Source organism: Actinomycetospora chiangmaiensis DSM 45062, from assembly GCF_000379625.1.
In the GTDB taxonomy this organism is placed as follows: domain Bacteria; phylum Actinomycetota; class Actinomycetes; order Mycobacteriales; family Pseudonocardiaceae; genus Actinomycetospora; species Actinomycetospora chiangmaiensis.
This window is the reverse complement of the sequence record NZ_KB903218.1, coordinates 390,656-413,249: the sequence shown is the minus strand read 5'-3', so window position 1 is coordinate 413,249 and position 22,594 is coordinate 390,656. Positions and strand designations below refer to the sequence as shown.

At 73.4% G+C, this 22,594-nt stretch carries 18 protein-coding genes; 8 read left to right on the top strand and 10 right to left on the bottom strand.

Annotation, left to right across the window (positions count from 1 at the left end):
• Window positions 1-12: 12 nt before the first annotated feature.
• Window positions 13-1,386, bottom strand: coding sequence for a 2-oxo acid dehydrogenase subunit E2 (locus tag A3CO_RS0106635; protein WP_018331459.1), 1,374 nt, complete (start codon window positions 1,384-1,386; stop codon window positions 13-15).
• 32 nt (window positions 1,387-1,418) lie between these two features.
• Window positions 1,419-4,157 carry a pyruvate dehydrogenase (acetyl-transferring), homodimeric type gene (aceE, locus tag A3CO_RS0106630; RefSeq protein WP_018331458.1) on the bottom strand — a complete coding sequence of 913 codons (2,739 nt, stop codon included), beginning with the start codon at window positions 4,155-4,157 and terminating at the stop codon, window positions 1,419-1,421.
• Window positions 4,158-4,540: 383 nt separating this feature from the next.
• On the opposite strand from aceE, the gene ppdK reads away from it, so the two are divergent.
• A complete protein-coding gene (gene ppdK / locus A3CO_RS0106625) occupies window positions 4,541-7,216 on the top strand; it encodes a pyruvate, phosphate dikinase (protein ID WP_026204345.1) in 2,676 nt (891 codons plus the stop codon).
• A gap of 74 nt (window positions 7,217-7,290) precedes the next feature.
• Here the strand turns inward: ppdK and A3CO_RS0106620 are convergent, their stop codons facing one another.
• Complete coding sequence (locus tag A3CO_RS0106620; protein ID WP_018331456.1) at window positions 7,291-7,788, bottom strand: FBP domain-containing protein; 498 nt, start codon at window positions 7,786-7,788, stop codon at window positions 7,291-7,293.
• Entirely contained in the window at window positions 7,785-8,366 is a 582-nt protein-coding gene (locus A3CO_RS0106615) for a TetR/AcrR family transcriptional regulator (RefSeq protein WP_018331455.1), read from the bottom strand. Before A3CO_RS0106615 ends, A3CO_RS0106620 begins: the two co-directional genes overlap by 4 nt.
• A 321-nt stretch (window positions 8,367-8,687) precedes the next feature.
• Between A3CO_RS0106615 and A3CO_RS38620 the strand changes: the two genes are divergently transcribed.
• Together A3CO_RS38620 and A3CO_RS30515 are read left to right on the top strand one after the other, a co-directional pair.
• Window positions 8,688-8,885, top strand: coding sequence for a hypothetical protein (locus tag A3CO_RS38620; protein ID WP_018331454.1), 198 nt, complete (start codon window positions 8,688-8,690; stop codon window positions 8,883-8,885).
• Window positions 8,876-9,736 carry an alpha/beta fold hydrolase gene (locus tag A3CO_RS30515; RefSeq protein ID WP_157647117.1) on the top strand — a complete coding sequence of 287 codons (861 nt, stop codon included), beginning with the start codon at window positions 8,876-8,878 and terminating at the stop codon, window positions 9,734-9,736. Before A3CO_RS38620 ends, A3CO_RS30515 begins: the two co-directional genes overlap by 10 nt.
• Before the next feature lie 12 nt (window positions 9,737-9,748).
• Here the strand turns inward: A3CO_RS30515 and A3CO_RS30510 are convergent, their stop codons facing one another.
• From A3CO_RS30510 to A3CO_RS30500, 3 genes are all read right to left on the bottom strand, one after another.
• A complete protein-coding gene (locus tag A3CO_RS30510) occupies window positions 9,749-11,005 on the bottom strand; it encodes a sensor domain-containing phosphodiesterase (RefSeq protein WP_018331452.1) in 1,257 nt (418 codons plus the stop codon).
• Between the two features lie 156 nt (window positions 11,006-11,161).
• Complete coding sequence (locus tag A3CO_RS35395) at window positions 11,162-11,791, bottom strand: acyltransferase (RefSeq protein WP_018331451.1); 630 nt, start codon at window positions 11,789-11,791, stop codon at window positions 11,162-11,164.
• A gap of 60 nt (window positions 11,792-11,851) precedes the next feature.
• Window positions 11,852-13,489 carry a flavin-containing monooxygenase gene (locus A3CO_RS30500; protein WP_018331450.1) on the bottom strand — a complete coding sequence of 546 codons (1,638 nt, stop codon included), beginning with the start codon at window positions 13,487-13,489 and terminating at the stop codon, window positions 11,852-11,854.
• Window positions 13,490-13,599: 110 nt separating this feature from the next.
• Here A3CO_RS30500 and A3CO_RS0106580 point away from each other — a divergent pair, with 110 nt between their 5' ends.
• The 3 genes from A3CO_RS0106580 to A3CO_RS0106570 are packed head-to-tail and all read left to right on the top strand — an operon-like array spanning window position 13,600 to window position 17,782.
• Complete coding sequence (locus A3CO_RS0106580) at window positions 13,600-15,891, top strand: transglycosylase domain-containing protein (protein WP_051085855.1); 2,292 nt, start codon at window positions 13,600-13,602, stop codon at window positions 15,889-15,891.
• A 20-nt stretch (window positions 15,892-15,911) separates the two neighbouring features.
• Entirely contained in the window at window positions 15,912-17,048 is a 1,137-nt protein-coding gene (locus A3CO_RS0106575) for an aminotransferase (protein ID WP_018331448.1), read from the top strand.
• Window positions 17,045-17,782 (top strand): TIM barrel protein, encoded by a 738-nt coding sequence (locus tag A3CO_RS0106570; protein ID WP_018331447.1) that lies wholly within the window; start codon window positions 17,045-17,047, stop codon window positions 17,780-17,782. Before A3CO_RS0106575 ends, A3CO_RS0106570 begins: the two co-directional genes overlap by 4 nt.
• Before the next feature lie 13 nt (window positions 17,783-17,795).
• Here the strand turns inward: A3CO_RS0106570 and A3CO_RS0106565 are convergent, their stop codons facing one another.
• Together A3CO_RS0106565 and A3CO_RS0106560 are read right to left on the bottom strand one after the other, a co-directional pair.
• Window positions 17,796-18,302, bottom strand: a complete 507-nt coding sequence (locus tag A3CO_RS0106565) for a hypothetical protein (RefSeq protein ID WP_018331446.1) — start codon at window positions 18,300-18,302, stop codon at window positions 17,796-17,798.
• 26 nt (window positions 18,303-18,328) lie between these two features.
• A complete protein-coding gene (locus A3CO_RS0106560; RefSeq protein WP_018331445.1) occupies window positions 18,329-19,183 on the bottom strand; it encodes a 3-hydroxyacyl-CoA dehydrogenase family protein in 855 nt (284 codons plus the stop codon).
• Window positions 19,184-19,300: 117 nt separating this feature from the next.
• On the opposite strand from A3CO_RS0106560, the gene A3CO_RS35390 reads away from it, so the two are divergent.
• Complete coding sequence (locus A3CO_RS35390) at window positions 19,301-20,818, top strand: HNH endonuclease signature motif containing protein (protein WP_169510927.1); 1,518 nt, start codon at window positions 19,301-19,303, stop codon at window positions 20,816-20,818.
• Between the two features lie 11 nt (window positions 20,819-20,829).
• On the opposite strand, the gene A3CO_RS30490 is transcribed toward A3CO_RS35390, so the two are convergent.
• The gene (locus A3CO_RS30490) at window positions 20,830-21,534 is read right to left on the bottom strand and encodes a glycerophosphodiester phosphodiesterase (protein WP_018331443.1); all 705 of its coding nucleotides are present in this window, start codon (window positions 21,532-21,534) and stop codon (window positions 20,830-20,832) included.
• Window positions 21,535-21,635: 101 nt separating this feature from the next.
• Between A3CO_RS30490 and paaA the strand changes: the two genes are divergently transcribed.
• The gene (gene paaA, locus A3CO_RS0106545) at window positions 21,636-22,592 is read left to right on the top strand and encodes a 1,2-phenylacetyl-CoA epoxidase subunit PaaA (protein WP_018331442.1); all 957 of its coding nucleotides are present in this window, start codon (window positions 21,636-21,638) and stop codon (window positions 22,590-22,592) included.
• The last annotated feature ends 2 nt before the right edge of the window (window positions 22,593-22,594 follow it).

Sequence of the window (22,594 nt, the reverse complement as noted above, 5' to 3'; positions counted from 1 at the left end):
TGCCGGAGGCACCTAGAGGAGCAGGCGGCGCTCGTCGCCCATGGTGTGCGCGACGTGCCGGGTGAAGCGGGCGGCCAGGGCGCCGTCGATGACGCGATGGTCGTAGGAGAAGCACAGCGGCAGCAGCGTCCGCGGCGCGAACTCCGTGCCGTTCCACACCGGTGCCACCCGCGAGCGCACGACGCCGAGGATCGCGACCTCGGGGGCGTTGACGATCGGTGTGAACGCGGTGCCGCCGATCCCGCCGAGCGAGGAGATCGTGAAGGTGCCGCCCCTCATGTCGTCGCTGGTGAGCTTCCCGTCCCGGGCCCGCGCCGAGACCTCGCCGAGTTCCTTCGACAGCTCGACGATGCCCTTGCGGTCGACGTCCCGGATCACCGGCACCACGAGCCCGCCGGGCGTGTCCACCGCGACCCCGATGTGGTAGTAGCGCTTCAGGATCAGCGCGTCCTTCTCCGGGGTCAGGGACGCGTTCACCGTCGGGAAGGCCTTGAGCGCCGAGACGCTCGCCTTCATGAGGAACGCGAGCAGCGTGACCCGGTACCCGTCGGCCTTCGCCGCGGTGTCGAGCTCCTTGCGGTAGCGGTCGGTGTCGGTGATGTCCGCGTCGTCGTTGTGCGTGACGTGCGGGACGTTCAGCCACGACCGGTGCAGGAACGGCCCGGAGATGCGGGTGATCCGCGACAGCGGCTGCGTCTCCACCTCCCCGAACACCGAGAAGTCCTGGGCCGGGATCGCCGGGATGCCCGAGCCCTGCGCGGCGGGGGCCGGGGCGGCCGCCGCCGGGGCCGACGCGCCGTCGCCGCCGCGGACGAAGGACAGCAGGTCGTCCTTCGTGATCCGGCCCTTGGGGCCGCTCGCGGAGACCTGCGCGAGGTCGATCCCGAACTCCCGGGCGAGCTTGCGCACGCTCGGGCCCGCGTGGGCCGGCAGCTCGGAGGCCGGCGGGGTGGCGGTCGTCGATGCCGACGACGAGGCCGAGGACGGGGCCGACCGGCCGTTCGAGGAGCCGTTGGACGCCGCCGCGCCCCGCTCGGTGTCCGGCTCCTGCGCGGCGGCCTCGGTGTCGGCCTGCGCGACGGCGTCGGTGGGTTCGGGCGCGGCGTCGTCGTCCTCGGTCGGCTCGCCCTCCCCCGCGTCCAGCACGACGACGGGGGTGCCCTCGCTGACGGCGTCGCCGACGGAGACGAGCACCTCGCTCACCGTCCCGGCGTGCGAGGACGGCACGTCCATCGTCGCCTTGTCGGACTCGAGCGTGAGCAGCGGGTCGTCCACAGCGATGGTGTCGCCCGGCGACACGTGGACCTCGATGATCGGGACGTCGGAGAAGTCCCCGATGTTGGGGACGGTGACGCGAGTGTTGCTGGTTGCCGCGGGGGCCGACATCAGTGGGTGCCTCTCTGTGCGGTCATCGGGGGTCAGGCGTGGGCCGGCGCGGGGCGCTCGGGGTCGATCTCGTACTTCGCGATCGCGTCGGCGACCACCGAGGCCTCGATCCGTCCGTCGCGGGCCAGGGCGGACAGCGCGGCGACGGTGACGAACCGGCGGTCGACCTCGAAGAAGTCCCGCAGCGCGGCCCGGTAGTCCGAGCGGCCGAACCCGTCGGTCCCGAGCACCTCGTAGCGCCGACCGACGACGAAGGCGCGGATCTGGTCGGGGAAGGCCCGCATGTAGTCGGTCGCGGCGACCACCGGCCCCTCCGGACGGCTCTCGAGCTGCTGCTCGACCCACGACTTGCGGGGTTCCGACGTCGGGTGGAGCAGGTTCCAGCGCTCGGTGTCGATGCCGTCACGGCGCAGCTCGGTGAAGCTCGGCGCGCTCCACACGTCGGCGACCACGCCCCAGTCGGACTCCAGCATCCCGGCCGCGGCCAGCACCTCGTTGAGGATCGTGCCCGACCCCATCAGCTGCACGCGGGGCTTCTGCGCGGCCTTCGAGCGGGACCTCCTCGCCCCCTCCTTGACCGCCGGCGCACCTTCCTGCAGCAGGTAGAGCCCCTTGATGATCCCCTCCCGCGCTGCGGCCTCCGCGGCGTCGTCGCCGAGACCGGGCAGCGCCGGGTGGTGGTAGTTCTCGTTCATCAGGGTCAGGTAGTAGAAGACGTCCTCCTGCTCGGCGTACATCCGCCGCAGGCCGTCCTGCACGATCACCGCGACCTCGTGGGCGAAGGTCGGGTCGTAGGACACGCAGTTGGGGATGACCGACGAGAACAGGTGCGAGTGCCCGTCCTCGTGCTGCAGGCCCTCGCCGTTGAGCGTGGTCCGCCCCGCCGTGCCCCCGAGCAGGAAGCCGCGGGCCCGGAGGTCGCCGGCCGCCCACGCGAGGTCGCCGACCCGCTGGAAGCCGAACATCGAGTAGTAGATGTAGAACGGGATCATCGGGACGTCACTGGTGGAGTACGCCGTCGCCGCCGCGATCCAGGACGACATCGCGCCCAGCTCGTTGATGCCCTCCTGGAGCAGCTGGCCGTTCTCGGCCTCCCGGTAGCTCATCAGCTGGCCCTGGTCCTCGGGCGTGTAGAGCTGACCGACGCGGGAGAAGATCCCGAACTGCCGGAACATGCCCTCCATGCCGAAGGTGCGGGACTCGTCGGGGACGATCGGGACGACCCGCTTGCCGATCTTCTTGTCCCGCAGCAGCGTGTTGAGCACGCGGACGAACGCCATCGTCGTGGAGATCTTCCGGTCCCCGGAGTCGGCGAGCTGGGCGCCGAACGCGGACAGCGCGGGGACCTCGAGGGACTCCGAGCGCGTCCGCCGCTGGGGCAGCGACCCGCCCAGCGCCGCCCGGTGCTCCCGGAGGTAGCGCCCCTCCTCCGAGTCCGGCGCGAAGCTCAGGTAGGGCAGCGTGTCGATCTCGTCGTCGGAGATCGGCAGGTCGAAGCGGTCGCGGAAGATCGTGAGCTGTTCGCCCGCCATCTTCTTCTGCTGGTGGGAGATGTTCTGGCCCTCACCGGCCTCGCCCATGCCGTAGCCCTTGACCGTCTTGGCCAGGATCACGGTGGGGCGGTTCGGCTCGTTCACCGCGGCGGAGTAGGCGGCGTAGATCTTCGACGGGTCGTGCCCGCCACGCGTCAGACCCCAGATCTCCTCGTCCGACCAGTCCTCGACGAGCGCCGCCGTCTCCGGGTAGCGGCCGAAGAAGTGCTCGCGGACGTAGGCACCGTCCTTGGACTTGAAGGTCTGGTAGTCGCCGTCGACGCACTCCTCCATGAGCTGGTGGAGCCGACCGGTGCTGTCCCGCTTGAGCAGCTCGTCCCAGCGGCTGCCCCAGATCACCTTGACGACGTTCCAGCCCGCGCCGCGGAACAGGCCCTCCAGCTCCTGGATGATCTTGCCGTTGCCGCGCACCGGACCGTCGAGCCGCTGCAGATTGCAGTTCACGACGAAGATCAGGTTGTCCAGGCGCTCCCGCCCGGCCAGCGAGATCGCACCCAGCGACTCGGGCTCGTCCATCTCGCCGTCGCCGAGGAACGCCCACACGTGCCGGTCCTCGGTCCGCGCGAGGTCGCGGCCCTGCAGGTACTTGAGGAAACGGGCCTGGTAGATCGCCATGAGCGGCCCGAGCCCCATCGACACCGTGGGGAACTGCCAGAAGTCCGGCATGAGCCACGGGTGCGGGTACGACGACAGGCCCCGGCCGCCGGTCTCCTGCCGGAAGGCGTCCATCTGCGCCTCGGTGAGGCGGCCCTCGAGGAAGGCGCGGGCGTAGATGCCGGGCGAGGAGTGCCCCTGCATCATCACGAGGTCCCCGCCGTGGTCCTCGGACGGCGCGTGCCAGAAGTGCTGGAACCCGGTGTCGTAGAGCGTGGCCGCCGACTGGAAGCTCGCGATGTGCCCGCCGAGCTCGGAGGACTCCTTGTTCGCGCGCAGCACCGTCGCGACCGCGTTCCATCGGATGGCCGACCGGATGCGGTGCTCCACCGCCCGGTCCCCCGGGTGCGGCGGCTCGTCCTCCACCGGGATGGTGTTCACGTACGGCGTGGTCGCCGAGTACGGGACGGGGGCGCCGGCCCGGCGGGCCTGCGCGATGAGTTCGTCGAGGAGGTCGTGGGCGCGCTGCGGCCCCTCCACCGCCAGCACGGACTCGAGCGCCTCGCGCCACTCGTCGGTGCCCTCGGGGTCGGGGTCGCGCTGTTCGCTGGAGTCGGAGAGCATCGGAGCAGTCCTCGTTGATCGCCGGCCGGGTCGTGTGTCCTGAGCGACCCAGCCTGCCGTGCCGGTCGTCACGGCGAAAGCGCAGCGGCCGCTCGCCTGAGCCTTCGTTGAGCTTCGACCCCGGATGGATCGCAGAGGGATGGATCGCGGTCCACGATCGGCTGGATCGTGTCGGGCGGGGCATGACCCTCCGACGACCACCGGAAACGGCTCCTCCCGTCCGTTCGGGCAGGTCCGATCGGTGCGGCTCCGGGCCGGACGGCCCTGATCGGAGCTCTCTGGATCGAACCCGAGCCGTGACCGGCCGTCGCTGCCGGTGGCCTCCATCCGGATGACGTGCCACTTTTCTCGGCAAGGTGTGCGAGGCGCAGGAGGGGTGGGCCGTGACCAAGTTCGTGTACGACTTCGCCGAGGGCGACAGGAACCAGCGTGACCTGCTGGGCGGCAAGGGGGCGAACCTCGCCGAGATGACCAACCTCGGCCTGCCGGTGCCACCGGGGTTCGTCATCACCACCGACGCCTGCCGCGCCTACCTCGCCGAGGGCGCCGAGCCCGCGGGCATGGCCGACGAGGTCACCGAGCACCTCACCGCCCTCGAGGCCACGATGGGCAAACACCTCGGCCAGGCCGACGACCCGCTGCTGGTCTCCGTGCGCTCCGGCGCCAAGTTCTCGATGCCCGGGATGATGGAGACGGTCCTCAACGTCGGGCTCAACGACTCCTCGGTGCACGGCCTCGCGAGCCAGGCCGGCGACGACCGCTTCGCCTGGGACTCCTACCGCCGCCTCGTGCAGATGTTCGGCGCGACGGTGCTCGGGATCGACGCCGAGCACTTCCACGACGCCCTGGAGGCCGCGAAGGCGGCGAAGGGCTCGAGGAACGACCTCGACCTCGACGCCGGCGACCTCGCCACCCTCGTCGAGACCTACAAGGGCATCGTGCGCGAGCACGCGGACCGGGAGTTCCCGCAGGAGCCCCGCGAGCAGCTCGACCTCGCCGTCCGCGCCGTCTTCGACTCGTGGAACTCCGAGCGCGCGCACATCTACCGCCGCCAGGAGCGCATCCCGGCCGACCTCGGCACCGCCGTGTCGGTGTGCTCGATGGTGTTCGGCAACCTGGGGATGGACTCGGGCACCGGGGTCGCGTTCACCCGCGACCCGGCGTCGGGAACCCGCGGCGTCTACGGCGACTACCTGCAGAACGCCCAGGGCGAGGACGTCGTCGCCGGCATCCGCAACACGCTCCCGCTGACCGACCTCGAGCGCCTGGACAAGAGCTCCTACGACGAGCTCATGGGCATCATGACCACGCTCGAGCAGCACTACCGCGACCTCTGCGACATCGAGTTCACGATCGAGCGCGGCAAGCTCTGGATGCTGCAGACGCGCGTCGGCAAGCGCACCGCGGCCGCCGCGTTCACCGTCGCGACACAGCTCGTCGACGAGGGCCTCATCGACCTCGACGAGGCCCTGCTGCGCGTCACCGGCCACCAGCTCGCACAGCTGATGTTCCCCCGCTTCGACCCGGACGCCGAGAAGGAGCTCCTGACGACGGGGATGAACGCCTCCCCCGGCGCGGCCGGCGGGAAGGCGGTGTTCGACTCCGCGACCGCGATCGCGTGGGCGAAGCGGGGCGACAAGGTCGTCCTCGTCCGGCGCGAGACCAACCCCGACGACCTCGGCGGCATGATCGCCGCGGAGGGCGTCCTCACCAGCCGGGGCGGGCGCACCTCGCACGCCGCGGTGGTGGCGCGCGGCATGGGCAAGACCGCGGTCTGCGGGGCCGAGGAGCTCGAGGTCGACGTCCGCGGGAAGAAGTTCACGACGTCCTCGGGCCGCGAGGTCGTCGAGGGCGACGTCATCTCCATCGACGGCACGTCCGGCGAGGTCTACCTCGGCGAGATCCCGGTGTCGGCGAGCCCCGTCGTCTCCTACCTGGAGACCGGCGAGGTGGACCCCGACGACGAGCTCGTCGTCGCCGTGGACCGGATCATGGCCCACGCCGACGCGCGCCGGCGGATGAGAGTCCGCGCCAACGCCGACACCGGCGAGGACGCGGGTCTCGCGCGGCGGTTCGGCGCCGAGGGCATCGGGCTGTGCCGCACCGAGCACATGTTCCTGGGTGAGCGCCGCTCGCTGGTCGAGGACCTCGTGCTCGCGGAGACCGCCGAGGAGCGGGAGAAGGCCCTCGCGGCGCTGCTGCCGATGCAGATCGACGACTTCACCGCGCTGTACCGGGCGATGGCCGGGCTGCCGGTGACGATCCGGCTGCTCGACCCTCCCCTGCACGAGTTCCTGCCCGACCTCATCGAGCTGTCGGTGGAGGTCGCGGTCGCCCGCGAGCGCGGGGAGCTGACCGACAAGCAGGAGGCGCTGCTGGAGAACGTGCGGCGTCTGCACGAGCAGAACCCGATGCTCGGCCTGCGCGGCGTCCGCCTCGGTATCCAGGTGCCCGGCCTGTTCGCGATGCAGGTCCGTGCCATCACCCGGGCCGCGGCGACGCTGGCCGAGGAGGGCGTGACCGTGCTCCCCGAGATCATGGTGCCGCTGGTCGGCACCGTGCAGGAGCTGCAGGCGGTGGCGGCGGAGATCGCCGAGGTGGTGCACGAGCCGGAGTCGCTGGTGAACGGCGCCCCCGTCGAGCACCAGGTCGGCACGATGATCGAGCTGCCCCGTGCGGCCCTGGTGGCGGCGCAGATCGCCGAGGTCGCGCAGTTCTTCTCGTTCGGCACCAACGACCTCACCCAGACCACCTGGGGCTTCTCCCGCGACGACGTCGAGAGCTCGTTCTTCTCGGCCTACCTCGACCACGGCATCTTCGGCGTCTCGCCCTTCGAGTCGCTCGACACCGTCGGGGTCGGGGAGCTCGTGGAGATCGCCTCGTGGCGTGGCCGCGAGGTTAGGCCCGACCTCAAGCTCGGCATCTGCGGCGAGCACGGCGGCGACCCCGACTCGGTGCACTTCTTCCACCGCGCCGGGCTCGACTACGTGTCCTGCTCACCCTTCCGCGTGCCGGTCGCCCGCCTCGAGGCCGGCCGCGCCGCGGTCCAGCACGGGTAGCGGCCACCCCTGGATGCCGGCAGAGCGTCGTTGCCGGCATCCAGGGGCAGGGAGGCCACACCGTCGCAGACGTCTCAGGAGCGGTCGCCGAGCGCGTCGAGGAACTCGCGCGCCCGCTCCCGCAGGCCGCGACGCCGTTCGTCGACGGTGAGGCCGGGGTCGGGGCGCAGGGCCGCGGTCGGGCGGTCGACCCGGACGTGGCGGGCGCACGCGAGGTCGGCGCACACGTAGGTGCCGACGGTGTCGCCACGTCGCCCGGCCGCGCCCCGCCGGGTCGCGGCGAACAGCGCCACTCCCCCGGCGCCGTGCGTCGTGCGGCAGAGCGCGCACATCGCGCTGGACCGGACCCCGTGCTCCGACGCGGCGCTTAGGACGACCCCGGCCGGTCCGTCGTCCGTCGGCACCAGGAGCACCGCCCGTCCCGGCGCCTTGGCGTCCCGCCACCCGAGCACGTCGTCGAGCGTCGCGAGGTCGATCTCGCGGGCCCAGCCCGGCAGCGCCAACCGACCCGCCTCGCCGCGCGAGCAGTTGACCGTCACCCGGTGCAGCGGGAGGTCCTGGAGCGTCGTCATGTCGTCCCTTCCGGCGTCGCGGGGGTGGTGGTGGCACGGGAGCGCAGCAGGGCGTCCAGCGCGTCGAGGGTCCAGGACCAGCTCTGCGCCGGGTCGGGCTCGGAGTGGTCGAAGCTCCCGGCCTGCTCGAGGTCGATGTAGCCCCGCAGGACACTGCCGAGCAGGCGCACCGCGTGCACCTCCTCGGACTCCGGCAGGCCGTAGCCGCGCAGCACCGCCCGGGCCAGCTCGGCGTGCCGGACACCGGCACCGGCGGCAGCCGCCTCGGCCGTCAGCCGGAACTCGCTCGCCCGGAACCGGCCGGGGAACCGGCGTGCGTAGTCGCGGTACACCCCGCCGAGAGCCACGAGCGCGTCCCGGCCCGCGCGGCCGGCCAGCGCCGCGGACGCCAGGTCGGCCATCTCGGTGAGTGCGAGCCCGCAGATGCGCGACTTCAGGTCGGCGGAGTTCGCCACGTGCGCGTACAGGCTGGCGAGCCGGACCCCGTGCCGACGGGCCAGCGCCGAGAGCGTCACCTGCTCGAAGCCGACCTCGTCGGCCAGCTCCGCGCCCGACCGCACCAGGCGCTCGGTGCTCAACCCTGCCCGTGTCACCTCCTCAGCCTATACCCCTCAGGCACCGAGCTATGAGGTGTAGCCGGAGCCCGACCGGATGCTCGTCGGGATGTCAGTGGCACGCGGGTACCTCCCGGGCACCCCGTGCCACTGACATCGGTCACGGACATCGGTCACGGACATCGGTCACGGACATCGGTCACGGGCATCGGTCACGGGCATCGGTCACGGACGGCGGGCGGACCGGCGCGACACCCCGACCCCGACGAGGCAGAGTGCGCCACCGACGAAGGCCAGCGGGGCGGGCACCTCGGCGAGGAGCAGCCACGACAGGCGATCGCCTTCGTGGCCGCGGGGATCGGCATCACGGTGCTCCCGGTCCTCGGGACGCGCGGGCTGCCGCCGGAACTGTGCACCGTCCGAGTGGTGCGTCCGACCCCGGCGCGGACCATCATGGCCGTCGTCCGCGACGCGGCGGCGCACGCGCCGCCGGTCGTCGCCACCCTGGAGACGTTGGAGGGAGTGTCGGCGACGTGCGTGTGACCACCGACGACGGGGTCGGCCTGGCGGTCTACGACACAGGAGGAGACGGCGCGCAGCGGAGCTCGACCGTCGGCCCCGACGACGCCCCGCCGATCCTCTTCCTCCACGAGTTCGGCGGCGACCACCGCTCGTGGGCGCCGCAGTTCGGCCACCTCACCGGGCGGTACCGCTGCATCACCTACGACGCGCGCGGCTACCCGCACTCCGACGTCCCGACCGACCCGGGCGCCTACTCCCAGGCCCGGGCGGTCGCGGACGCGGTCGCGGTGCTGGACGCGCTGGGGATCGAGCGCGCGGTCGTCGTCGGGAACTCCATGGGCGGGTTCGCGACGCTGCACCTCGGCCTGACCCACCCCGACCGGTGCGCCGGGCTCGTCGTCGCCGGCTGCGGGTACGGCGCGGCGCCGGACCGCGCCGCGGCCTTCCGGGCCGACGCGCTCGCCCTGGCCGACGCCTACGAGCGCGACGGGTCGGCCGCGGTCGCCGCCGAGTACGGCAACCGCCCGGCGCGGCGGTCGCTGCGCGAGCGCGACGAGCACGCCCACGACGAGCACCTGCGCGTGCTCGCCGAGCACGACCCGGTCGGCGCGGCCCTGACGATGCGCGGGGTCCAGGCGTCGCGCCCCTCGCTCTACGACCTCACCGACCGGCTGGTGTCGATGACGGTGCCGACGCTGCTGGTGGTCGGCGACCGCGACGACGAGGCCATCGACGCCACGCTGATGCTGCGGCGCACCCTCCCGGTGGCCGACCTCGCGGTCCTCCCCCGCGCCGGGCACCTCACCAACCTCGAGTACCCGGAGATCTTCAGCCGGCTCGTCGACCTGCACGCGGCCCGCGCGCTCGGCTGAGACCGCCGCCCGTCAGTCCTCGGGGCGGGATAACGCCCGCGACATCAACGACCTCGCCATCGTCGTGACGACGGTGCGGTCGTAGGTGAGGACGTAGTCGAACAGTCGATCCCCGTCCGGCGCCTCGTCGTGCCGGTCGCGGGCCACGAGGGCCCCGGCGAAGTGCGGGCCGAGGACGACGACGCTCCACTCCTCGCGCAGCGGGTCGGAGCCGGCGAGATCGATCCCCCGGACGCCGGGGACGGGCTCGGCGTCGAGACCCGTCCCGAGGGCGACGACCAGCGTCGCCCTCGTGGCGAGCGCGGCGTAACGCCTGGCCACGGCAGGGGTGACGTGCCGCTCCTCCTCCAAGGCCGCGAGGATCACGCTCGGCCCGTCCATGACGACGGCGTGCTCCTCGATGAGCCGGCTCACCTCGCCGAGCAGGCGCCGGCTCCCCTGCAGGGGTTCGCGGTGACGCGCGGCGATGGCGAACGGACTGTCGTTCCGTCGGCCCGCGACGGGCGGCCGCGGCGCCGGGAGGACGTGCCCGTCCGTCGGCGGCGGCGTGCTCCCGAGCGGGCCCGGCCGGCCGAATCGCCACCCCTGGCCGTGCGTGGCACCGAGGGACCGGGCCACCTGCTCGTGCACCGCGGTCTCGATGCCCTCGGCCAGCACGATCGCGTCGGACTCCTCGGCGAACGCCGTCACGGCCGTCATGATCCGGGCCTGCTCGGGCCCGGAGTGGCGTTGCACCACGCCGAGGTCGAGCTTCACCACGTCCGGCTGCAGGAACGGCATCAGGGCCAACGACGCCGGGTCCGCCCCCACGTCGTCGAGGGCCAACCCGACACCCTCGGCCCGCAGCGTCTGCGCGAACGACAACAGCCGTGCCGGGTCGGCGAGCAGCGCCCGTTCGGTCACCTCGACCACCACGGGCAGCCCGTGGACCCGTCGGGCCGCCAGCAGCTCGGGCAGCGGCCCCTGCTCGGTCATCGCGGCGGGCTCGACGTTCACGAACAGGGTGGCGGGCCGGCAGAGCCCGGCCCGCACGGCCGCGGCGACCGCCTGCCGCTGGCAGAGGGCGTCGAGTTCGTCGAGCCGGCCCCGTTCCCGGGCGGCGCCGAAGAGTCGGTCGGGCGTGTGCAGGGGCCCCGATGGGCCGCGGGCCAGGGCCTCGTACGCCACGGTGACGCCGTCGCGCAGGCTGACGATCGGCTGGAACACGGGGGACACGGCGGCGGTGTCGAGCACCGCGTCGAGTTCCGCCCCGATCCCGTCGACGAGCACAGGCCTCCACCCCCCGATGGCGACGGCCGGAGCATCACGTCCGGACCAGCGTCGGAGCCGACCCTGACACGGGACGAGTCGACTGGCCACGGGGCGTCGATCCTGGTCGATGAGCGAAGTGGCATATGAGCCGAGCGGCGTCCGGACGGGCGAGCCTCAGGTCCACACGACGTTGCGGCGGACCACCTTCGCCGGGCAGCCGGCGAGCACGGTCCCGGGTTCGGTGAAGACCCCGGCGACGACCGCACCGGAGGCGACCGAGGTGTCGTCGGGGATGACCGCGCCCTTGAGCACCGTGGCGCGGGAGCCGATCCAGACGTGGTTGCCGATGGTGATCGGGGCGCCGGTCGGCCGGACGTCGCCGTCGACGATCACCTCGTGGAAGTCCTCGTCGAGCAGCTGGACGTCCCAGGAGATCGCGCAGTCGTCGCCGATGGTGATCCCGTTCATCGCCACGATCCGGGTGCTCGGGGAGAAGTAGGTCCGGTCGCCGACGGTCAACCGGGCGCCCTCCCCCACCACCCACGCCGCTCCCACCCCGACCTGGACGTTGCCCCGCAGCACGAGGTCGCCGTCGAGCCGGAGGAGCCCGCCCTCGTCGCCCCGGGCGAACCCGAAGGCGTGCGTCCCGAGGCGCAGCCGGGCGGACGGCGTGGTGAGCCGGATGCGGTCGCGGTGGCGCACCCGGAACCTGCGCGACGCCGTCACGCGGCTCGGGTGTCCCAGCGCCAGCGTGCGCCACGGCGACACCCGGAACTCACCCACGACCTTCTCGGCCCAGCCCATGACTCGATCGTCGGTCGAGATCGGATCTCTGTTACCGAGGGTGAGAGATCGTCTCGAACGTCACCGTCCCGCCGCCGCGACCGGGCTCTCCGTCGCCGTCGGCCGGGTCAGCGCGAACCCCGGGTAGCCGGCCGCGGCCTCCTCGGCGCACGTGTCGCGGTAGCGGGCGTAGCCCCCGGCGTAGGGTAGGAACACCCGGGCCTTGCCCGGCACGTTCGCGCCCAGGTACCAGGAGCTCGCCGCCTGCGGCAGCAGGGTCGCCTCGGCGGCGCGGACGACCTCGTGGGCCCAGGCCTCCTCCGCCTCCGGGGTGGGTTCGGCCCGCTCCCCCGTGTCGCGCAGCCGCAGCAGCAGGTCGGTGGTCCACTCGACGTGCTGCTCGATCGCGACCGGCATGTTCGTCAGCACCGACGGGCTGCCGGGTCCGGTGATCGTGAAGAGGTCGGGGAAGCCGGACACGCCGAGTCCGAGGTGGGTGCGCGGCCCGTCCGCCCACGCCTCGCGCAGGGACACCCCGTCGCGTCCGCGGATGTCCATCCCGAGCAGCGGCCCGGTCAGCGCGTCGAAGCCGGTGGCGAACACGAGGACGTCGAGCCGGTGCTCGGCGCCCGACTCCAGCCGCACGCCGGTGGGCGTGACGGCGGCGATCGGGTCCGCCTTGACGTCCACGAGGGAGACGTCGTCGCGGTTGTAGGTCTCGAAGTAGTGCGTGTCGATCGGCGGGCGCTTCGTCGCGAACGGGTGGTCCCGGGGGGTGAGCGTCTCGGCGGTCGCCGGGTCGTGCACCGTCTCGCGGATCTTCTCCCGGATGAAGTCGCTGGCGTCGTCGTTCACGGCGCGGTCGGTGAGGAGGTCCTTCACCGCCGCCCGGAACCGCAGGCCGCCCCGCTCCCACGCCGCCTCGTAGAGCTCGCGGCGCCGGTCAGCGGGCAGGTCGAGGACGTCGACGTCGGACAGGACGAACGGGTGACCGTTGGTCGAGGCCTGCTGCACCCGCCGGATGGCGGCGTAGTCGGCCCTGGTCGCCGCGGTCTCCGCCGCCGACACCGGTGCGTTGCGCGCCGGGATCGAGTAGTTGGGGGTGCGCTGGAAGACGGTGAGGTGCCCGGCCTGCTCCGCGAGGACGGGGATCACCTGGATACCGGTCGACCCGGTCCCCACGACCCCCACGCGCTTCCCGCCCACGTCCACACCCTCGTGCGGCCAGCGCCCGGTGTGGTGCCACTCCCCCGCGAAATCCGCGAGCCCGGGGAGATCGGGAACGTTCGCCGCGGACAGGCAGCCGACCGCGGTGACCAGCCAACGGCAGCGTCGGGACGAGCCGTCCTCCGCGGTCACGGTCCAGCCGGACTCGTCCCACGCCGCGGCCGACACCCGTACCCCGAACTCGATGTCGCGGCGCAGGTCGTACCGGTCGGCGACGTGCTCGAGGTAGCCGCGGATCTCCTCCTGACCCGGGTAGCGCTCGGTCCAGGTCCACTCCCGCTCGAGCTCGGGGTCGAACGAGTAGCAGTAGTAGTAGCTCTCGGAGTCGCAGCGCGCGCCCGGGTAGCGGTTCCAGAACCAGGTGCCGCCGACGCCGTCGGCCTGCTCCAGCACCCGCACCGAGAACCCGAGGGACCGCAACCGGTGCAGGGCGTACAGGCCGGAGAACCCGGCTCCGATCACGAGAACGTCGGTGTGCTCGCCGTCACCCATGGTCCTGAGCCTGCCTCACGAATCTGCGCCTCGCCCGACGACGGGTCGGGACGGGACCCGGCGTCCTCCTCGGCGTTTCACCCGGGCGGGTGAACGGTGATCCTGCTGTCATGTCCCGGGGAGCCGTGCCGCCGTCACGTCCTGGCACGGTCGGCTCGCTCGCCCGGCTGCTGGGCCTGCTCGTCCTCGCGGGCGCGCTGGTGGCCGCGGGCCTGTTCCCCGTGGTCGGGGGCCTCGGGGTGCTGGCGGCCAGGTCCTCGGAGGGGACGGCCGCCGACACCCCGGGGGTGCTCACCGGGCAGCTGCCGGACACGACGACGGTGACCGACGCGGCCGGGACGCCCATCGCCCGGCTGTTCGACCAGGACCGGCAGGTGGTCGGGTCCGGAGCCATCGCCCCCGCGATGAAGGGCGCGATCGTCGCGATCGAGGACCGGCAGTTCTTCACCGAGCCCGCCCTCAACCCACGCAGCGTGGGCCGCGCCCTGGTCAACAACTCCTCCGGCGGGTCCACCCAGGGCGCGTCGACGCTCACCCAGCAGTACGTGAAGAACTACGACCAGTACGTCGCCGCCCGGACGCCGTCGGAGCGGCTCCGCGCCGGCGAGGCGACGCTCGGCCGCAAGCTCCGCGAGGCCGAGAGCGCGGTGCAGCTCGACCGCGCCCTGTCCAAGGACGAGATCCTCACCCGGTACCTCAACCTGGTCTCGTTCGGCCACGAGCTCTACGGCGTCGCCACCGCCGCACGGACCTACTTCCACACCACCCCGGACCTGCTGACCGTGCCGCAGGCGGCGCTGCTCGCGGGCATGGTGCAGAGCCCCGCGGCCGACGACCCCGTCCAGCACCCGGAGGCCGCGACCCGCCGTCGGAACGTCGTCCTGAACCAGATGCGTGTCCAGGGCATGATCGATCCAGCAACGGCGGCCGCCGCCACCGCGGCCCCGCTGGGCGTCGATCCCGCCCTCCCCGTCCCCACCCAGGGATGTCTCGGCGCCGGGATCGCCGGCTTCTTCTGCACCTACGTGCTCGACTACCTCGACCGTGCCGGGGTCCCGCCCGAGCAGCTGCGCCAGGGCGGCTACACGATCCGCACGACGATGGACCACGACGCCACCGTCGCGGCGAAGGCGGCGGTGGACGCGCAGGTGCCGCCGGGGACGCCGCACGCGGCGGACGTGCTGGCGACGGTGCTCCCGGGTCCGACCCGCCATCCCGTCACCGCGCTGGTGGCCAACCGGGGCTACGGGCTCGACGCCGCCGCCCACGAGACGACCTACGCCCTGCCCTCGGGCCCGGAGAACCTCGGCGCCGGCTCGGCGTACAAGATCTTCACCTCGTCGACGTACCTGGCGCAGGGCGGTGGCATCCAGGACGTCATCCCGGTGCCGCAGCCGACCTACACCTCGCCGCTCACACCGGGCTACACGATCGCGAACGCGGAGCCGAACCCGCCGACGCTCACGGTCCAGGACGCGCTCGCCCGCTCGCCCAACACCGCCTTCGTCCGCCTGGAGGAGTCCACTGGCATCGCGCCCGTCGTCGACACCGCGGTGCGCATGGGTGTGCGGAGCCTGGCCGAGTCCCCCGGTCCCGGGCTCCCGTCGCCGGCGGACACCATCAAGGCCCAGAACCAGGCGTCGTTCACCCTGGGCCCGACCCCGACCAGTCCGCTCGAGCTCGCCAACGTCGGCGCCACCCTCGCGAGCCACGGCATCTGGTGCCCGCCCGACCCGATCGCATCCGTCACCGACGCGCGCGGCCGCCCGGTCCCCCTCGCCACCGAGCCGTGCTCGGCGGCGCTCCCGCCCGCCGTCGCCGACACCGAGATGACCGGCCTCTCGAAGGACGACCAACCCGGCGGGACGTCCGAGCCCGCGGCCGCGGCGACTGGCTGGACCCGACCCACCGCCGCGAAGACCGGCACGACGAACACCGCCGAGTCGGGCGTCTTCGTCGCCGCCACCCCCTCGCTCGCCGGGGCGTCGGTCGTCTTCGACGACTCGCCCTCGCCGCGCCCGCTCTGCGACGGCACCCCGCCGACGAGCTGCGGGGAGGGCACCCTCGCCGGTGGCAACGTCCCGGCCCGCACCTTCTACACGGCGGCGACGACGATGCTCGCCGGGCAGCCCGCACTCCCGCTGCCGGCGCCCGACCCCGACCACCTGCACGGCGGCGCGCGGGCCGCGGTCCCCTCACAGGTGAGCCGGTCGCAGGCCGACGCCACCGCGGCCCTGCAGCGGGCCGGTTACACGGTGCGAGCCGTCCCCCTCGCCAGCCGGGTACCGGCGGGGACCGTCGCCGGGCAGACCCCCCAGGGACCCGGGGCGAGCCCCGGCGAGCAGATCACCCTCTACGTCAGCACCGGCGTCCCGCCCGCGCTCCCGCCCCTGCCGGGCTGACGGGTGCGATCCTGGCGACCGTGCGCCTCTCCCACCGCGTCGCCGCCGGGGTCGACTCGCCGATGGCCGCCGCCTACGACGGGCTCCGGGCGGCGGGTGGGCGCCGGCCCCTGCTCGACCTCGCCCGCGCCGCGCCCGCCTACCCGCCGGCCCCGGAGGTCGTCGAGCACGTCGCCGCGGTGGCCGCCGACGCGCGCTACGCCGCGCAGGCCGGGCTCCCGCACCTGCGCGAGGCGTTCGCCGCGGACCTGCGCGCCGACCACGGCGGCGACGTCACCGCCGACGACCTCGTCGTCACCGCCGGCTGCAACCAGGCGTTCTGCCTCGTCGCGGACGCGCTCTGCGCGCCGGGCGACGAGGTGGTCGTGGCCCGCCCGACCTACTTCAACCACGCGATGTGGCTGCGCATGCGCGGGGTCGAGCCCGTGGTGCTCGAACCCGACGCCGCCCTCGTCCCCCGGGCCGCGGACGCCGAGGCGGTCCTGTCGCCGCGGACCCGCGCGATCGTGCTCGTCACGCCCGGGAACCCGAGCGGCGTCGAGGTCCCGCCCGACGAGCTCGCCGCCTTCGCCGACCTCGCCCGTCGTCACGACCTCGCTCTCGTGCTCGATGAGACCTACCGCGCCTTCCGGTCGACCGGTCCGCACGCGTTGTACGCCGCGCCGGACTGGCGCGACACGGTGGTCACCCTGCACAGCTTCTCCAAGGACCTGGCCCTGGCGGGGTACCGCGTCGGCGCGCTCGCCGGCGGGGAGGCGCTGCGACGGCAGGCCCTGAAGCTGCTCGACTGCGTCGCGATCGGTGCGCCACGGGTCGGGCAGGAGGCCGCATGGGCCGGTCTCGAGAAGGCACACGCGTGGCGGGCGGAGCGGGCGGCCGAGGTCGGGGCCCGGCGGGCGGCGTTCGCGGCCGCGATGCGCGAGCGCCCCGGTGGGTTCGAGGTCGTCGCGCTCGGCGGGTTCTTCGCGTGGGTCCGGCACCCGCGCCGCGACGCGACCACCCCCGACGTCGTGATGGCCCTGCTGCGCGAGCAGGACGTGCTGGTGATGGCCGGGACCGACTTCCAGGACGTCGACGACGCGACGTTGCGGGTCAGCGTCGGGAACCTCACCGACGTCGACGACCTGGTCGCGCGGCTGCGGGAGTTCGGCGCGTGAGCGTCGCGGTCAACGTCTCGATCCGCTACCCCGACGTGCCGGTGCTCGAGCGCCCGGCGCGCGCCCGGGCCGACGGCTTCGACGTCGTCGAGTCCTGGTGGCCCTTCCCGACGGCAGGTCCTGCCGCGGCCGAGGTGGACGCGTTCTGCGCCTCGATCACCGACGCGGGCGTGCAGCTGATCGCCATGAACCTCTTCGGCGGGGACATGGCGGCAGGCGAGCGGGGCATCGTCGGGGACCGTCCGGTCGAGTTCGAGGACTCTCTCGCGACCGGGCTCGCGATCGGCCGGCGGCTGGGCTGCACGATGCACAACACGCTGGTCGGACGGGGTCCGGTGGCGGACGCGGCGGTGGAGCGGCTCGCCGCGGCGTGCGCAACGGCGGCGGCGCAGGGGTCGACGCTGCTGATCGAGCCGCTGTCGGCGGTGGCCGACTACCCGGTCCTGACGACGGGCGACGCGTTCGCGCTGGTCGAGCGCCTCGGCGTCGGTTCGGGTGTGCTCGCCGACCTCTACCACCTGGCGGTCAACGAGGAGGACGTCGACGCGGCGATCGCGGGCCGGGGCGCGGAGTTCACGCACGTGCAGATCGCCGACGCGCCCGGCCGCGGCGCGCCGGGGACGGGCTCGCTGCCCCTCGCCCGGTGGCTGCGGTCGTTGCGCGCCGTGGGGTACGCCGGGTGGGTGGCGCTGGAGCACGTGCCTCCGGCAGGTGAGCAGAAAGTGGGCCTCTAGCCCCACTTCCTGCTCACGAGGCGAAGCCACCCTCGAGCAGGATCCGCAGCAGGACCACGACGAGGCCGACGCCGAACGCGCCCACGGCGCCGAGGAGCGCGCCCCACCACCGGCACAGTGCCCGCCACCCGCCGACCCCACCCAGCACCACCAGCGCGACCCACCCGAGGTCGACCGTGATGTGCGCCGACTCCACGGGCCCCTGCACACCGGCGAAACCGGTCGCCGCCACGACCGCCACCACCACGAGCGGCACGATCCCCGGCAGCAGGTACTGCGCGGCCTGCCACGTCAGCGCCCGCAGTCGCCGGCCCGACGGCAGGGCCTGGTCGGCGTGCACGGCCTTCAGCGACGTGGCGAACAGGTGCGCTGCGGAGGTCGCGACGAGCGGGCCCAGGCCCAGCGACAGGACGTCGCGGAAGTCCGCGAGGCCGCGGTCGATCGCCAGCGCCAGCACCGTCATCATCACGACGGTGCTGTTCACCGCGGGCTCGATGTCGAGCGCGACCCGCCGCCTCATGCGCCGACGCTAGCCACCGCGCCCGATCAGCTCCAGGAGTGGAACCCCTGGCCGCTCTTGCGCCCCAGCTCCCCGCGCTCGACCTTGTCGCGCAGCAGCTGCGGCGGCGCGAACCGGTCGCCGAGCTCCGTCGCGAGATGCTCGGCGATCGCGAGCCGCACGTCGAGTCCGACGACGTCGGTCAGCCGCAGCGGCCCCATCGGCCACCGGTAGCCCAGCTCCATCCCGGTGTCGATGTCCTCGGCGCTCGCCACGCCCTCCTCGACCATCCGGATCGCCTCCAGCCCGACGACGAGCCCGAGCCGGGAGGTCGCGAAGCCCGGCGAGTCGTCGACGACGATCGGGGTCTTGCCGAGGTCGCCCACCCACTGCTGCACCCGCTCGACCACCTCGGCCGAGGTCTGCGGGGTCCGGATCAGCTCGACGAGCTTCTGCGCGGGCACCGGGTTGAAGAAGTGCATGCCGATCACGCGGTCGGCGGGCAGCTCGGCGCCGATCGCGGCCACCGACAACGAGGACGTGTTGGACGCCAGCACGGCGTCGGGGCACCGCTGTGCCACATCACCCAGGATCTGCTGCTTGAGGTCGATCTTCTCGGGCACCGCCTCGACCACGAGGCCCGCGTCGGTCGGCAGCTCCCCCGCCCCGACGACGAAGCGCGCCCGCTCCAGCAGCGAGTCCACCGTCTCGCCCTCGGGCAGCTTCCCGCGGTCCGCCGCCCCCTGCAGGCTCGTCCCGACGGCGGACCGGGCGGCAGCCGCCCGGGCGTCGTCGCTCTCCACCACGGTCAGCCGGACCGCACCCGCCGTCAGGAGGACGTGGGCGATGCCCGCGCCCATCGTGCCGCCGCCGATCACGCCGACGCTCTCGGGAATCGTCATGCGCGCACCTTGGCGGAGATTGCTCCGATCGACAGGACGGAGGATGGCGAACGCTGATCGAACATAGGTTCGAATGGCGCCTGTCGTCGCAGTTCGCAGGCCTCTACCATGGTCATCATGAGCATGAGTGCCTCGGACGAGGCGGTGATCGACCGGGCCCGGACCGCCATGACGGCCGCCCGCCTCGCCGAACACGCCCTGCTCGCCGCGATCGGCGACCTCGCCGAGACCGCCGCCTGGACCGCCACCGGACACCGCACCCTCGGCCGCTTCCTCGAGGAACTCTGGCGCGTCGACCACGCCCACGCCGACCACCTCGTCCGCCACGCCGAACACACCCTCCCCCTCGTCGCGCTGTCCGGGCAGACCCTGCCCCCACGCCTGCCCGGTTCGGCCCTGGCCGCCGCCGAGGGCGCCGCCGGAGAGGAACACCTGCGCGTCCTCGTGCGCGCCATGGACCGCATCGCCGCCATCGAGGACATCGACCCCGAGCAGGTCGCCGCCGCCGAAGATCTCCTCGCCGCCTCCGCACGGCAACTGTCCCCGCACGGCCTCGAACGGGTCGTCGCCCGGCTGCTGGCCACCCTCGACCCCGACGGCGCCGCCCCCGCCGAGCCCGGCGAGCCCGACGACGAATGGCTGCTCGTCCCCCGCCGCGACGGCACCCTCGCCTTCACCGGCCACATCCACGGCGCCGCCGACGTCGAGCTGCTCCTCGAGACCCTCGACGCCCTCGCCGAGCCCGCCGGCCCCGACGACACCCGCTCCCTCGGCGCCCGCCGCGCGGAGGTGCTGCTCGACCTCTGCGCCGCCGCCCACACCCCCGCCGGCCTCATCGACCCCGACGACCCGGAACCCCTCAACGAGCCCCGCGACGAACCCCGGTCCGACGCCGGCCGCACGGGGGACGACGGCGAGGACGGCGACGAGGACGAGGACGAGGACCTCGAACGTCGGCACGGCCGCCTTCACCTCGTGGACCCGGACCCGGACCCGGACCCGGACCCCGACCCCGACCCCGACCCCGACCCCGACGAGGACACCGCCGAGGACACCGCCGGACACACCGCCGACGCCACCCCGGTGCCGTCACGGCCGCGTGCGGCCCGGCCGGGGTCGCACCGGGCGGCCCGACTGCCGATCCCGACGCGGGCGCAGATCGCGGTCACGATCCCCCTCGACTGGCTCCGTGAGCAGGTCGGCCACGCCGAGTTCGACACCGGCCGCGCCCTCGACCCCGCGACCGCCCGGCGCCTCGCCTGCGACGCCCAGGTCCTCCCGGTCGTCCTCGGCACCCGCGGTGAGCCCGTCGAACTCGGCCGCGCCGCCTACGCCGTCACCGAAGCCCTCCGGCGCCTCCTGACCCTGCGCGACCGCGGCTGCGCCCATCCCGGCTGCACCCGCCGGCCCCGCCGCTGCCACGCGCACCACATCCGACACTGGGTCGACGGCGGGCCCACCGAGCCGGACAACCTCGTCCTGCTCTGCCGCTACCACCACCACCTCGCACACCACGGCGACTGGCAGATTCGCATGATCGCCGGCCGCCCCTGGTTCGTCCCACCCCGCTGGGTCGACCCCGAACGACGGCCCGTCCCCGGCGGCGGCAGCCCCCCGCGCACGGCCGCGGCATGAGGATCGCCGCGTCACACCTGCACGGCGAGCACCTGCCGGAGACACCTCGGCCGGTCGGTGATGATCCGATCCACCCCGAGGTCGAGCATCCGCCGCATCTCGGCGCCCTCGTTGACGGTGTAGACGCCCGGCGACATCCCGCGGTCGCGGATCGCGGTCGCCAGGTCGGCGTGCATCGCGCGGTGGTCGACGGTGACGAGCTCCGCGTAGGTCGCGATGTCGTCGAGCAGCGCGGCGTCGGGTGCGGCGGCGAGGAGCTGGCCCACGGTGGTTCCCGGCGAGGACACGGAGCGCACCGCGCCCGCGTCGAACGAGATCACGACGGCGGGTCGTCCGGCCAGCTCCGCCGTCACCTCGTCGGCGATGCCCGGGTAGTGCCAGGGGTCCTTGAGCTCGAGCAGCAGGTCCAGGTCGCCGGCCGCGTCGAGGAGCTCGGTGAGCGTCGGGACCCGCTCCCCGTTCCCGGCGTCGAGCGAACGGAGCTCCGCGAGCGTGAAGGAACCGATCGGCTCGTCGGCGCGGTCGCCGAGGACCGCGGCGGCGTCGGTGGTGCGCCGCGGGGTCGCGTCGTGGTGGAGCACGAGCGCGCCGTCGGCGGTCCGCTGCACGTCGACCTCGATGGCGACCGCTCCCTGGCGGCGGGCCTCGGCGACGGCGGCGAGCGTGTTCTCCGGGGCGTCGGCTGAGGCTCCGCGGTGGGCGACGACGTCGGTCATGCCCGCATCGGATCAGAGCCGCATGACGGGGAGGCGAACAGCTTGCGTCCACCTCGGGAGTCGGGCACCATCGGTAACCGAACGAACATTCGGGAGGGCACGTGGACGGGGACGAGCAGCAGCTGGCCGAGGCGTTCGACGCCACCGTGGCCGCCGAGGGCCGGATCGAGCCGCGCGACTGGATGCCGGAGGGCTACCGGAGGACGTTGATCCGGCAGATCGCCCAGCACGCGCACTCCGAGATCATCGGCATGCAGCCCGAGGGCAACTGGATTCTCCGCGCCCCGAGCCTGCGCCGGAAGGCCATCCTGCTCGCGAAGGTGCAGGACGAGGCCGGCCACGGGCTGTACCTGTACTCGGCCACCGAGACCCTCGGCGTCGACCGCACCGAGCTCACCGAGAAGCTGATCGACTCGCGGCAGAAGTACTCGTCGATCTTCAACTACCCGACGTTGACCTTCGCGGACATCGGCGTCATCGGCTGGCTCGTCGACGGCGCCGCGATCTGCAACCAGGTCCCGCTGTGCCGCTCCAGCTACGGCCCCTACGCGCGGGCCATGGTGCGGATCTGCAAGGAGGAGTCGTTCCACCAGCGCCAGGGCTTCGAGCTGCTCATGACGCTGATGGCGGGCACCGACGCGCAGCGCGAGATGGTGCAGGACGCCGTGAACCGCTGGTGGTGGCCCTCGCTGATGATGTTCGGGCCGGCCGACGGCGACTCCCCCAACACGCAGCAGTCGATGGCCTGGCGGATCAAGCGCCACACCAACGACGAGCTGCGCCAGCGCTACGTCGACATGTCGGTGCCGCAGGCCGAGAAGCTCGGGGTCACGTTCCCCGACCCCGACCTGCGGTGGAACCCCGAGCGCGGTTCCTACGACTTCGGCGAGATCGACTGGGACGAGTTCACCGCCGTCGTCAAGGGCGCCGGCCCGTGCAACGCGCAGCGCCTGGCCCACCGCCGCGCCGCGCACGAGGGCGGGCAGTGGGTCCGTGACGCGGCCTCGGCCTACGCGGCCAAGCAGGCGGAGCGCGAGCAGCAGGCGGTCGCGGCATGAGC